Annotated in this window: 12 protein-coding genes; 4 read left to right on the top strand and 8 right to left on the bottom strand. The window is 69.2% G+C overall.

What is annotated here, in order from left to right:
• Position 1 precedes the first annotated feature (1 nt).
• A complete protein-coding gene (locus E1286_RS47865) occupies positions 2-139 on the bottom strand; it encodes a hypothetical protein (RefSeq protein ID WP_165969777.1) in 138 nt (45 codons plus the stop codon).
• A gap of 400 nt (positions 140-539) precedes the next feature.
• Here E1286_RS47865 and E1286_RS17450 point away from each other — a divergent pair, with 400 nt between their 5' ends.
• From E1286_RS17450 to E1286_RS17440, 3 genes are read left to right on the top strand one after another with little or no spacing between them, the layout of a single operon-like run.
• Entirely contained in the window at positions 540-1346 is an 807-nt protein-coding gene (locus tag E1286_RS17450) for a class I SAM-dependent methyltransferase (RefSeq protein ID WP_165969776.1), read from the top strand.
• Positions 1347-1359: 13 nt separating this feature from the next.
• A complete protein-coding gene (locus E1286_RS17445) occupies positions 1360-2238 on the top strand; it encodes a cyclase family protein (RefSeq protein WP_132613757.1) in 879 nt (292 codons plus the stop codon).
• Positions 2231-3655 (top strand): MmgE/PrpD family protein, encoded by a 1425-nt coding sequence (locus E1286_RS17440; protein ID WP_132613755.1) that lies wholly within the window; start codon positions 2231-2233, stop codon positions 3653-3655. Before E1286_RS17445 ends, E1286_RS17440 begins: the two co-directional genes overlap by 8 nt.
• Positions 3656-3659: 4 nt before the next feature.
• Here the strand turns inward: E1286_RS17440 and E1286_RS17435 are convergent, their stop codons facing one another.
• From E1286_RS17435 to E1286_RS17405, 7 genes are all read right to left on the bottom strand, one after another.
• Positions 3660-4436 (bottom strand): ABC transporter permease, encoded by a 777-nt coding sequence (locus E1286_RS17435; protein WP_132613753.1) that lies wholly within the window; start codon positions 4434-4436, stop codon positions 3660-3662.
• Positions 4433-5170 (bottom strand): ABC transporter permease, encoded by a 738-nt coding sequence (locus E1286_RS17430; protein WP_246074931.1) that lies wholly within the window; start codon positions 5168-5170, stop codon positions 4433-4435. Before E1286_RS17430 ends, E1286_RS17435 begins: the two co-directional genes overlap by 4 nt.
• 35 nt (positions 5171-5205) lie before the next feature.
• Positions 5206-6192, bottom strand: a complete 987-nt coding sequence (locus E1286_RS17425; RefSeq protein WP_132613749.1) for an ABC transporter substrate-binding protein — start codon at positions 6190-6192, stop codon at positions 5206-5208.
• A gap of 137 nt (positions 6193-6329) precedes the next feature.
• Complete coding sequence (locus E1286_RS17420) at positions 6330-7778, bottom strand: dihydroorotase (RefSeq protein ID WP_246074930.1); 1449 nt, start codon at positions 7776-7778, stop codon at positions 6330-6332.
• 14 nt (positions 7779-7792) lie between these two features.
• The gene (locus tag E1286_RS17415) at positions 7793-8569 is read right to left on the bottom strand and encodes an ABC transporter permease (RefSeq protein WP_132613747.1); all 777 of its coding nucleotides are present in this window, start codon (positions 8567-8569) and stop codon (positions 7793-7795) included.
• A complete protein-coding gene (locus E1286_RS17410) occupies positions 8566-9315 on the bottom strand; it encodes an ABC transporter permease (RefSeq protein ID WP_132613815.1) in 750 nt (249 codons plus the stop codon). The genes E1286_RS17415 and E1286_RS17410 overlap by 4 nt, the downstream gene beginning before the upstream one ends.
• 56 nt (positions 9316-9371) lie before the next feature.
• Positions 9372-10247, bottom strand: coding sequence for an ABC transporter substrate-binding protein (locus E1286_RS17405; protein WP_165969775.1), 876 nt, complete (start codon positions 10245-10247; stop codon positions 9372-9374).
• Positions 10248-10909: 662 nt separating this feature from the next.
• On the opposite strand from E1286_RS17405, the gene E1286_RS17400 reads away from it, so the two are divergent.
• A partial coding sequence (locus E1286_RS17400; RefSeq protein WP_187368180.1) for a sensor histidine kinase occupies positions 10910-12522 on the top strand: 1613 nt, incomplete at its 3' end.

The raw sequence follows: 12522 nt of genomic DNA, 5'->3' as shown, positions 1-12522 counted from the left end.
GTCAGCGGCGGCCCGCCGCGATGAGGCTCGCGCCCGAGCCGAGCTCGACGACGTCGTCGAGCGCCGGCCCTGCCTCGTCGAGCACGGCCGCGTACTGGTCGCGGCTCCGCTGGGTGCCGTCGTCGAAGATCGCCGGCACCCGCAGGTCGATGTCATGGCCTTCCGGGACCCCGGCGAAGAGTCGCCGGCGACGACCTCCGACCGGCCGGCCAGTCCCTCGGCCTCCAGCGTCCGTCTGGCCCGTTCCGCCACATGGCCGAGCTCGAACAGGACGCCCCGCATGCCAGGGTTGGCGTGCACGCGTGCCCATGGCGTACCAGAAACTCTCCTCGCCGAGCATGCGGATCGAGGAGCGGACGTTGCCCGGCGCCGTGATCGTAACGCGGAGCCCGGGCGCCGTCGAAGGTGTGATGGGTGAGGTACCGGGTGCCCTTTGCCGGTTGCGTGCCTTTCGTGGCAGGCTCACCCTGGAGCTCATTTTGATCATCGCTCCACCCCCTGGCGACCCGGCGTCGCTCGCTGACTGCGGAGGAAATCTGATGAACGCCAAGGAGTACATGTCCGGCGTGTTCGACCGCGCGTCCGGCACCTACGAGCGCGTCGGTGTGCCGTTCTTCGGGCCCGTGGCCGCCGAGCTGGTGCGGCGGGCTGCACCGGGGCCCGGGGACCACGTCCTGGACGCCGGGTGCGGCACCGGCGCCTCGCTCGTGCCGGCGGCGCAGGCGGTCGGCCCCACCGGCCGCGTCGTGGGACTGGACCTCGCACCGGGGATGGTGGCCGCCGCCGCTGCCGAGATCGATCGCCACGGCCTGAGCCAGGCGACCGTCCTGCTGGGTGACGCGGAGCAGGCCGAGGAACTGCTGCCGGGCGAGCGGTTCGACATCGTGCTGGCGGGAATGATGCTGTATTTCCTGCCCGACCCGCTCGCCGCCGTACGGTCCCTGGCGGGCCTGCTCAAGCCGGGTGGGCGGCTGGCGGCCAGCCTGCTGGTCAGGTCGAGTCCGGCCGAGGCCGAGTTGCTCGGGCTGGTGGAGCAGGCCCTGCGGCCGTACACGTCGGGCGCGGGCAGCGCCCCGTTCCAGCACACGCTGGGCGGGCCCGAGGAGATGACCAGATTGTTCGAGGAAGGCGGCCTGAGCGGGATCGCCTGCGCGGACGTGACGTTCGACGTCGCCATCGGGGCTGAGCAGGTGTGGGACTGGCTCTGGTCGGCCGCCCGCCGGGCGTCGCTGGAAAGCATTCCGGAGTCCCTGCGCGCAGAGGCGCGGGAGGCCCTGGAGGCGTCCCTGCCCCGGGACGGGTTCGTTCTGGAGCGCACCGTGCGCTACGCCACCGGCCAGCTGTAGGAGACACGAGAACATGACCACGACTGCCGACACGCCACCGCCGGACGCCGGGCGTGACCCCATGCTCGACGCGGTACGCGGCGGTGTGACGATCTACGACCTGGGCAGGCCGCTCTACGCCGGCATGCCGCAGTCGCCCAACCACCCCGCATACACCCACACCCTCCCGCGCCGGCATGGCGACAGGACCCGTCCGGACGGCGGATCCGCCGCCAACGACCTGATCTCCATGGGCACCCACGTCGGCACCCACATCGACGCGCTCGCGCACGTGTCGCACAACGGCAGGCTGCACGGGGGCGCCGACGCGGCCGAGGCGTGCGTGGGGGGCCGCTATCCCGAGCACGGCGTGCACACCGTCGCCCCGATGGTGCGCCGCGGCGTGCTCCTCGACGTTCCGGCCGTGCTCGGCGTGGAGTGTTGCGAGGCGGGCTACGAGATCACCCCGGCCGATCTGGACGCGGCCGTCCGGCGCCAGGGCGTCGAGCCCGCGCCCGGCGACGTGATCCTGGTCCGCAGCGGTTGGGGCCGCCACTTCGCCGACCCTGATCGGGAGGCCTACATCGGCGGCGCGTCTGGTGTTCCCGGCGTGGGCGCGGACGGCGCTCGCTGGCTGGCCGGGAGGGCCCCGCACGCGGTGGGCGCCGACACCATCGCCTTCGAACGCCTGGCTCCCGGCGAGGGGCACAGCGTGCTGCCCGCCCACCGGGTGCTGCTGGTGGAGTCGGGCATCTACCTGATCGAGACGATGGATCTGGACGCCCTGGCCCGGGACGGGGTTCACGAGTTCACCTTCGTCCTGTCCCCGCTGCCGCTCGTCGGCGCCACCGGCTCGCCGGTGCGCCCGCTGGCGCTGGTGGCGGCCCGTGGACGAGAGGTGCCCCGTGGCTGAGACGACCCTGGCGGGGCGGCTGGCCGACTTCGCGGTGGACGCCTCGTTCGAGACCCTGCCGGAGGCCGTCGTCGACAGCGTGCGCCGGCGCGTGCTCGACGTGCTCGGCCTCTGCGTGGCCGCGCACCGGTTGCCGACCAGCAGGGCCATCCTGGACTACGTCCTCGACCAGGGCGGCCGGTCGCAGGCGCATGTCGTCGGCGGCGGCCCGGCGGCGGTGCCCGCCGCGCTGGCGGCCCTCGCCAACGGCGTTCTCGCGCACTCGCTCGACTACGACGACACCCACCTGCCTTCGGTGCTCCATCCCAGCGCGTCGGTCGTCCCGGCCGCGCTCGCCGCCGCGGAGCTGGCGCGCGCCTCGGGAAGGGACACGGTCCGGGCGATCGCCGTCGGCCTGGAGGTCTGCGTACGGCTCGGCATGGCGGGTTACGATCCCGAGGCCGGTAACTCGATCTTCTTCGAGCACGGGCAGCACGCCACGTCGATCTGCGGCACCATGGGTGGCGCCGTCGCGGCCGCCCTGCTGCTGGGCGAGTCCCGTGACGGCGTGCTCGACGTCCTCGGCCTGGCCGCCTCCATGGCCGCGGGCATCATCGAGGGCAACCGAACGGGCGGCACGGTCAAGCGGCTGCACTGCGGGTGGGCGGCACACTCGGCGGTCACGGCGGCGGACCTGGTCGGACGCGGGTTCACCGGGCCGCCGACCGTGCTGGAGGGACGGTTCGGGTTCTTCGAGGCGTTTCTGCACGGCCGCTATGCGGCGGAGGAGGTCACGAGGGATCTCGGTACCGAGTGGTCCGTCCCCGCGATCTTCTTCAAACCCTATCCCGCGAACCATTTCACCCATGCGGCGATCGACGCCGCCATCGCGCTGCGCGCACAAGGCCTGGACCCGTCACGGGTGGAGCGCCTGACGCTGGGCGTCCCCGCTCCCGTCGTCCGGACCATCGGCCAGCCGATCGAGGCGAAACGCGCTCCAGAGACCGGGTACCAGGCGCAGTTCAGCGGCCCGTACGCGGTCGTGGCCGGGCTGCTGGGCGGGGGCGGGCTCGGTGTGGGACTGGGCGACTTCAGTGACGAGCTCGCCCGTGACCCCGTCCGGCGCGCACTCATGGCCAAGGTGGACGTGGTGGCCGACGAGCGCGCGACGAAGATCTTCCCGCACCAGTTCCCCGCGGTGTTGCACGCTCGCGACCTCGACGGCCGCGAGTGGACCCGGGAAGTGCTCGCCAACCTGGGAGGCCCGGCCCGGCCGCTCTCCACGGCGGAGCTGGCACTGAAGTTCCGCGACAACACGGAGGGCCGGCTCTCCCGCGCCACAGCCGACGCCGTGACCGACCTGGTGGCCCGGCTGGACGAGGCGGAGGACGTCGGCGGGCTGCTCCGCCGGGTGGCGGAGCTCGAATCGGAAGGGTGACCCCTCAGCCGCGGGCCGCCTGGCGGTGCCAGCCGAGCAGGCGCCGCTCGGCCAGCACGAACAGGGCGTTCACGACAGAGCCGAGGACGCCGAGCAGCGCGATCGCCGCCCACACCCCGGCGCCGTCGAAGCCGCGCTGAGCCTGGAGCAACTGGTAACCGATGCCGTCGGTGCCGCCGATGAGCTCGCTGATCACCATGAGGATCAGGGCCAGTGACAGGCTCAGGCGGAGCCCGGCGAAGATCTTGGGCGAGGCCGCGGGGAGGATGACCACGCGTAGGCGCTGGACCCGGGACAGGTTGAACACCGCGGCCGTCTCCGTGTAGGTGCGGTCCACCGACCTGGCGCCGTCGATGGAGTTGAGCAACACCGGCCAGATCACACCGAACACGATCGTGGCCAGCTGCGTGGCCAGCCCCGTCTGGAACAGCACGAGGAAGACCGGCAGCAGCAGCGGGGGCGGGACGGAACGGCCGAACTCGACCAGCGGATCCACGTAGTCGATCGCCGTCCTGGAACGTCCGAGCAGCACCCCCAGCGCGACCCCGAGCACGGCGGCCACGATCCAGCCGCCGAACATCCGGCCGAGGCTGGGCATCAGGTTCGCGACGGCCCCGTCGGTGAGGAACGCCCGGCCGACGGGGCCGGAGAACCACAGCTCATGCATGCGGGAGACGATCGTCGTGGGCGGCGGGAAGTCGGTGTCCGCCAGCCCGCGCGAGAGGAGTTCCCAGAGCACGACCACGAGTGGGATCACCAGGAGCCTGGTGACGGCCTTCATCCCGCGGCTCCCGTCCGCACCCGATGCCAGTGGAAGAGGCGACGCTCGCCGGCCAGCAGGGCCAGGTTAGCGGCCACGCCGAGGACCCCGGCCCAGAACGTGGCGGCCAGCATGAGGTCCGTCCTGTTCCCGCTGCCCGCCGTGGTCACGTAGACGCCGATCCCGGCGGTGCCGCCGGCCACCAGCTCGGCACTGACGGCCAGCACGAGCGCCACCCCGGCGGCGATCCTGACGCCGGTGGCGATGAACGGGGCGGCGCTGGGCAGGCTCACCCTGGCGAGGACGGCCGAGCGACCGAACCCGAAGGCCCGCAGGGTGTCCTTGGCCATGGGATCCACGTCGTGCATGCCGTACAGGGTGTTGATCAGGATCGGCCACAGGGAGGCGTACACGATGACTGAGACCTTCATCAGCTCGTCCACCGGAATCAGCAGGATCGCCAGAGGGATGATCGCCACGGACGGGATGGGCCGCATGAACTCCAGCACCGGCCTGATGGCTCGCTCCACTGGAGGCAGCGCGCCGAGGAGCACGCCCGCGGGCACGGCGACGGCGGTTGCGATCAGGAGACCGAGCGCCCAGTTCGTCAGCGTGGCGGCCGTCCCCCTCAGGAAGACCGCGTCGGAGGGAAGCCACACGGCCTCGCGCAGGACGGCCGACGGCGCGGGGAAGACGAGGTCCTCGCTCAGCCCGAAGCGGATGACCAGTTCTCCGGCGACGAGAAACCCCGCCACGCCCGCGACACCACGAAGCAGTCGCGCAGCGGCCATCAGCCGGCGGCGCTCGCGATGACCGACTTCACGTCGATGGGGGCGGAGATGTACTGGTACTCGAGCATGAGGTCAGCCACCTTCTGCAGCCGGGCCGCGTCCAGCGTGCTCGGGTAGGTGCCCAGGGTGATCGCCGCCGCGGTGCCGGCGTCGATCTTCGTGTACGTCGCAAGCGCCGCCTCGATCTCCTTGCGATCGGCCGACGCGAGCTGCTGGGCCCTGGCGATGGCCCGCTGGAAGGCGGCCAACGTCTTCGGATGCTTCTGGGCCCACTCCTGGGTGGCCATCCAGCCGGCGATGGGCAGCTCCGCCGTCGGCCCCGTCATCGTGTCGGCGACCGTACGGAAGCCGAGCGTCTTCTGGTTGGCGGTGATGAACGGTTCAGTGAACCAGCCGGCGTCCGCCTGGCCGGAGTTGATGGCGTTGCCCATCTCGGGGAACGGCTTCTCGGCGAACTTGACGTCGTTCTCGGTCAGGCCGACGGCCTTCAGCTGCGACGTCACCGCCAGCGTGGCGATGTTCCTGAGGTTGTTGACCAGGATGGTCCTCCCCTTCAGGTCCGCCACCGTCTTGATGGGGGAATCCTTCGGGACCATGATGGTGAAGGCGTTCGGCGCCGCCTGGTACATGTCGGCGACCAGCTTGATCTTCTTGCCCTGGCTCACCGCCAGGAACGTCGAGACGTAGTTCGTCTGCGAGACGTCCAGGGCGCCGCTCTCGATCTGGGGCAACGCGGCCGCGCCGCCGGTGATCGTGACCGGTTCCACCGTCAGGCCCTCTTCCTCGAAGAAGCCCTTGGCCTGGGCGATGTAGAGCGCCACGGGGTCGGGCACGGGGAGAGCTCCGACCCTGATCGTGGTCTTCTCGAGACCGGTGCCGCCGGCCGCCGGGGACGAGGAGGTCTCGCCTCCCGCACCGCATCCGGTGAGTCCGAGAGCGGCGGCGAGCCCGAGCACGAGCGCGTGGCGAGACAATCTGTGGGTCATGAAGATCTCCTACCAGGGGGAAACTTCCGGAGAACGACCTACGTAACTGAAGGGGAGCGTACCCGAGCGATGATCGTCTTCCACAGCGGTAGCGCGGGGACGCCGGGCGGCGGCACCGCGCTACCGCGTGGGGAGGCTCAGGCCGGGCGGTGCAGGTACCGGCCCACGGGAGGGCCGACGATCTTACCGGCGTCCAGCACGTGGTGGCCGCGTACGAACGTGTCGGTCACCTTGGCGGTCAGCTCGAACCCCTCGAACGGCGTGTACTCCTGCGTCGACTCCGAGTCCTGCGCCCGCACTGTCCAGGTGTGCGCGGGATCGACCAGGCAGATGTCGGCGTCATAACCGGGCGCGATCGTGCCCTTGGAACGCAGGCCGAACCGCCTGGCCGGGTTCCAGGAGGTCAGCGCGGCGATCCGGCCGTACGACAGGCCCCTGCGGCGGCCTTCCGTGACCAGGCCGGGCAGCAGGTACTCGGCACCGCCGAAACCGGACTTCGCCAGGAAGACGTTCTCGCGCGGCTCGCCGAACTTGAGCTCGTCACGGCAGCAGGCATGGTCGCTGACCACCCAGTCGACCGTGCCGTCGAGCACGTACTCCCAGAGCGCCTCGACATCCTCGCGCGGCCTGATCGGCGGATTCACCTTGCCGCCGATGCCGCTGGCGGTGTCGACGTCGGCGAGCAGGTGCCCGATCGTGACCTCGCGGCGGAAGTCGATGTGCGGGAACGTCGCTGCCATCCGGACGGCCGCGTCCATGGCCTTGCGGGAGGACAGGTGGAGCAGGTTGACGTTGGCCAGCCCCGTCTCGTGGGCGAGGTAGGAGGCGATGAAGACGGCCAGTCCTTCGGAGTGCGGAGGCCGCGAGGCGCTGTAGGCGGCCAGCCCGCTGAGGTCGCCGGCCTCCTCCACGAGCTTGGTGTAGGCGGTCATGATCTCGGCCGTCTCGCAGTGCAACGACAGCGAGATCTCGTCCGCCAGCTCGGGCAGCCGTTCCCTGGCCGCCTGCACTCCGCGCATCACGAACTCGAAGTGCGCGTAGTCGTACCGCTCGCCCTCGGGCAGCATGAGGAACGCCCGCTGGTCATCGGAACGCCCGTGCAGTCCGTGCCCTCCGTAGAACATGAAGATCTTGAACGACGGCACCCCGAACCGCTCGACCAGGTCGGGCAGTTCGCCGATGTGCCCGCTCGACATGGGCGCCAGGTGGAAGCCGTAGTCGATGTAGGCCCGGCCCTCGGCCTGGCTGAGCACCTCGGGGAAGAACTCGGCATAGGAACCGCCCCGGTTGAGGTAGTACTGCCCGGTTCTCATGTACGTGAGCGCGGTGGTGACCCCGCCCTGCGCGCCGGCCCGGCTCTCTGACCCGGTGTCCTCCGGCAGGGGGTTGTAGATGCCCCAGTGCTGGTGGGCGTCCACCACGCCGGGGAAGGCGAGCCTGCCGCCCCCGTCGATCACCTCACCCGCTGTGGACAACCCAGGTTCGATTCGGACGATTCGACCATCCTCGATAGCGATGTCCGCGTCCATGGGCTCGTCCTGATCGGGGGTGACGACCTTCACGTTCTTCAGCAGCAGATCGGTCACGGTAGTGAGTTCTCCTAAGAAATGCGGTGGGCGTCGCGGTGCCAGGCGAGCACGCGCCGCTCCACCATGAGAAACAGCGTGTTAAAGGCGAAACCGAGCACGCCGAGCAGCAGGACGCCGGCCCAGATGGCCGGCATGTCGGCGTTGTTGCTGGCCAGGTTGAGGAGATAGCCGATCCCCTCGGTGCTGCCCTTGAGCTCCGAGATGACCATCAGGATCAGCGCCAGCGAGACGCTCAGGCGCAGGCCGGCGAAGATCTTGGGCGAGGCCGCGGGCAGGATGATCCGCGTGAACCGCAGATGCGCCGGCACGCCGAAGACGGTGGCGGTCTCGATCTTCAGAGGGTCGAGATGCCGAGCGCCGTCGATGGAGTTGAGCAGGATCGGCCAGACGATGCCGAAGACGATGGTCGCGATCTGGACCTGCGTGCCCATCTGGAAGAGCACGAGGAAGACGGGCAGCATGGCAGGCGGCGGCACGGCTCGGCCGAACTCGACCAGCGGAGAGATGTAGTCGGCGAGCCAGGTGGTCCTGCCGAGCGCGATGCCGAGTGCCACGCCCACGATCACGGCCGCACACCAGGCGCCGGTCACTCTGACCAGGCTGGGGACGAAGTTGTCGAGGGCTTCTTCGGTAAGGATGTAAGGCCCGGAGAACCACATCTCGTACATCCGGGACATGATGGTGGTGGGGGGTGGGAGGTAGGGGTTGCCGAGCGACTGCGCGAGCAGTTCCCAGCCGCCAAGGATGACGGGTACCAGCCACAGCCGCTTGACCAGAGTACGGATCATGTCGATCGCCACTTGAAGAGACGTCGTTCGGCCCGCAGGAGAACGGTGTTGATGACGAGCCCGATCATGCCGGCCCACAGGAGGGCCGCGATGACGTCGATCATGGCGTCGGCGCCGATGCCCGTGCTCGCCTCGATGAGGAAGCTGCCGATGCCGCTCGAACCGCCCACGATGTACTCGACGCTGATCGCCAGGATCAGCGTGATCGAGGCGGCGAGCCGCACGCCCGTGGAGATGAACGGCGCGGCGCTCGGCAGGGAGACCCGCCAGATGACCGCGCCGGGCCCGAATCCGAACGAGCGCAGCGTCTCCTTGGCCACCGGGTCCACGTCCTGCACGCCGTACAGCGTGTTGATCAGTATCGGCCAGGAGGCGGCGAAGACGATGAGCGCGACCTTGGCGTTGATCTCCGGCTGGAAGAAGAACAGTGCCAGCGGGATCAGCGCCACCGAGGGGATGGGCCGCAGGAACTCCACGAACACCCGTGTCATCTCCTCGACCACCGGGACCGTTCCCAGCAGCAGGCCGATCGGCACCGCGACCAGGACGGCGAGCGGCAGTCCGATGGCCGCGGCGGTGAGCGTTCCCCGCAGGTCGTCGAGGAAGGCCGGGTCGACGGCGAGCGACACGGCCCTCACCAGCGTGTCCGTGGCCGGCGGCAGCCATTTGACCAGTCCGGACACCCCGAGGACCTGCCACGCGAGCAGAAAGCCCGCCACGCCGGTGGCGTGGCGGGCGAGCTTCATCAGCTGCGCGCGGGCTAGCGGATCCCGCGCGCGCCGTACTGCGATGATTGTGCCCATCATCCCTGAGCGCTGGAGTAAATCATCGAGTTGACATCCATCTTCTGCTTGAGCATGCCCGCGTCGAGCATGAGGTCGGCGACCCGCTGGATGCGCTGGGCGCTCAGCGTGGTCGGGTAGGCACCGAGGTTGATCGTGGCGGCGGTCTCAGCCGGGATCTTGGTGAAGGTCGGCAGAACCTTCGTCACCGCACTGCGGTCCGTGGCCGCGATGTTCTGCGCCTTGGCCATGGCCCGCTGGAAAGCCGCCAGCGTCTTGGGGTTCTCCGCCACCCACTTCTCCGTGGCCGCCCAACCGGTGATCGGCAGGCCGTCGGTGGGGCCGGACATCGTGTCCAGGAGCATCGTCGCGCCGAGATCCTTCTTCGCCTGGCTGACGTACGGGTCGGTCATCCAGACGGCGTCCACGTCCCCCTTGTCGAGGGAGGAGAGCCAGTTGGTGGTCGGAACCTCGACGTACTGGATGTCCGCCTTGGGGTCGAGGCCGGCGATCTTGAGGTGCGGGTTCATCGTGAGCGTGCCCAGACCGGCCAGGGCGTTCACGCCGATCTTCTTGCCCTTCAGGCCGGCGATGTCCTTGATGGGGGAGTCCTTCTTCACCATGACGCCGAAGGCGCCGGCCGCGCCCTGGTAGGAGTCGGCGATGTACTTGAACTTCTCGGTGCCCGCCTCCTGGATCGTCAGGATGGTGGCGTAGCTGCCGAGGACGACGTCCATGGTGCCGTTGGAGAGCTTGCCGAGGACCGCCTGGGGAGCCTGGATCGGCTCCTGCTTGACGTTGAGACCCTCTTCCTTGAAGAAACCGCGCTCCATGGCGATGAACAGAGGGGCGGAGTCCGCGCCGGGGTACTGGCCGATCAGCAGGTCCGTCTTCATGTCGGAAGACGAGGCCGACGTTGACTGGTCGCCCGAACTCGAACACCCCGTGACGACGAGGGTGGCCACAAGCCCAACCAAGGCAGTGCGCCCTAATGCACCGAACCGCATTGCGGGTCTCCTTTGAACAAGGGGGTGAAGTTATGTACCAGGGGATGGCGTGCGAACGGGAGTGTTCTGCGACGCACGCACCCTAGCGCAGGCGGTGCTCCTCGCCGCAGCTGATGCAATGAAAAATAACGATATATATCCATATATATAGCAATATAGGGTGTTTGTCTGATTATTCGCCTCTGCTGCCTCTTGACTTCAGGATCCCGAAACGCCTGTTGTGAGTTGTGCTGATTGTCGGGTTTTGTGTGAACTGGGATCTTTGCGCTATTGGCCGATCTCCTGTTGATGTGCTCCAATTAGCTCTCGCCCCAAGGGTGTATCGCCGTCACTCGGCAACCACCGGTGTGACGTGATCTTCGTGCACCAGACCATCCGAGGAGAGGTTGCGGAGGCAAGTGAAGAGTGTTGTCCCCTCTGCGGGCGGGGATCAGGGCTTAGGAGACGGAGCCTCCCGACACGCGCCCCAGACGCCACCGGCGTCACCGCCGGGCAACGCCCAGGACGGCAAGCGAGAAACAGGGGCACGCCTCTCCCTGCGCAACTGGCGGGTGCGTTCCAAATTGGTGGTCCTGGTCGTCATCCCGACTCTCGCGGCACTCGCGCTGGGCGGCCTGCGAGTCACCACCTCCATCGTCACCGCCAACGAGTACGCACAGGTCAACCAGGTGGCGGTGCTGGCGAGCCAGCTGGCGTCCCTGGCCCACGAGGTGGAGACCGAGCGTGACCTCAGCGCCAGGTACGTCGCCCAGGGGCGCGTAGGCGGCAGTCCGACTGACGTGAACGCCCAGTACGAGCGCGTCGACAGGCTCGTCGCCGAGGTCAGGGGCGGGGTCGAGTCGCTCTCGACCAGCAACGGCCCGCACGCGGCCGACGCCCTGCCCATCAAGAACCGCCTCGACGAGTTGGCCACGTCCCGGAAGACGGCGATCGAGTCCCAGCTCGACGTCAACTCCGTCATCGACCTCTACGACCGGACCATCTCCGACCTTCTGTCGCTGAACGACAAGATCGACGAGGGTGCGGTCGACAAGGAGCTGTCGGCGAGCGTCGCCGGCTTCGCCGCCCTGTCCCGGGCCAAGCAGTACGTCTCCACCCAGCGCGCGCTCCTCGTCGCCGCGCTGGCCACCCGCTCCTTCGGCAAGGACCAGCTCGACGCCTTCAACGCCGCGCGGGCCCAGAAGAACAGCGAACTGTCCACCTTCAGGGCGCAGGTCCCGCTCGGGCTCCGCCAGCTGTACGACGACACCGTCTCCGGACAGGCCGTCGACCGCGCCGAGATCCTCGCCGCCCGAGCCCTGGTCCTTGAGGACGCCCGCCGTCCGCTGGTGGACCGGGTGCTCGGCCTCAGCCGTGACGGCGAGACCTGGTACGACGCCATCTCCGAGACCATCGACGGGATGCGCGAGGTCGAGAAGCGGTCCGCCGACGCCATCGTGCTGCGCAGCCGCACCCTGGAAGGCGCGGAGCAGCAGAACGCCGTGATCGTCGCGGCCGCCATCGTCCTCCTGCTCGTCCTCGTCCTGCTGGTCACCGTCATCATGGCGCGCTCGCTCATCAGGCCTCTGCGCCGGCTGCGCAGGGAAGCCCTCTTCATCGCCGGCCGCCGCCTGCCCGACACCGTCCGCCAGTTGCGCCAGGCGGAAACGGGCGGAGGCGTCGTCGACGTGGAGCCCATCGGTGTCGCCTCCCATGACGAGATCGGTGAGGTCGCGCGGGCCTTCGACGAGGTGCACCGCGAGGCCGTGCGGCTGGCGGGTGAGGAGGCGCGGCTGCGCAGCAACGTGAACGCGATGTTCGTGAACCTGTCGCGGCGCAGTCAGACGCTGGTCGAGCGGCAGATCACCCTGATCGACGGCCTGGAGCAGGGTGAGCAGGACGAGCAGCGGCTCGGGAACCTGTTCAAGCTGGACCACCTGGCCACCCGCATGCGGCGTAACAGCGAGAACCTGCTGGTGCTGGCCGGCCAGGAGCCGCCCCGCCGCTGGAGCAAACCGGTCAAGCTGGTCGACGTCGCCCGCGCCTCGCTGTCGGAGGTGGAGAACTACGAGCGCGTCGTCCTCCAGGTGCCCGACGGGGTGTCGGTGGCCGGGCAGGCCGTCAACGACGTCATCCACCTGCTCGCCGAGCTGGTCGAGAACGCCCTGTCGTTCTCCCCGCGCGA

The organism is Nonomuraea terrae, assembly GCF_004348995.1.
Lineage (GTDB): Bacteria > Actinomycetota > Actinomycetes > Streptosporangiales > Streptosporangiaceae > Nonomuraea > Nonomuraea terrae.
This window is presented reverse-complemented; position numbering and strand designations above follow the sequence as displayed.

Coding starts and splice junctions, on each gene's coding strand:
- E1286_RS17445 (WP_132613757.1), top strand. CDS start 1,360: ATGACCACGACTGCCGACACGCCACCGCCGGACGCCGGGCGTGACCCC.
- E1286_RS17415 (WP_132613747.1), bottom strand. CDS start 8,569: ATGATCCGTACTCTGGTCAAGCGGCTGTGGCTGGTACCCGTCATCCTT.
- E1286_RS17410 (WP_132613815.1), bottom strand. CDS start 9,315: ATGAAGCTCGCCCGCCACGCCACCGGCGTGGCGGGCTTTCTGCTCGCG.
- E1286_RS17450 (WP_165969776.1), top strand. CDS start 540: ATGAACGCCAAGGAGTACATGTCCGGCGTGTTCGACCGCGCGTCCGGC.
- E1286_RS17435 (WP_132613753.1), bottom strand. CDS start 4,436: ATGAAGGCCGTCACCAGGCTCCTGGTGATCCCACTCGTGGTCGTGCTC.
- E1286_RS17425 (WP_132613749.1), bottom strand. CDS start 6,192: ATGACCCACAGATTGTCTCGCCACGCGCTCGTGCTCGGGCTCGCCGCC.
- E1286_RS17405 (WP_165969775.1), bottom strand. CDS start 10,247: ATGAAGACGGACCTGCTGATCGGCCAGTACCCCGGCGCGGACTCCGCC.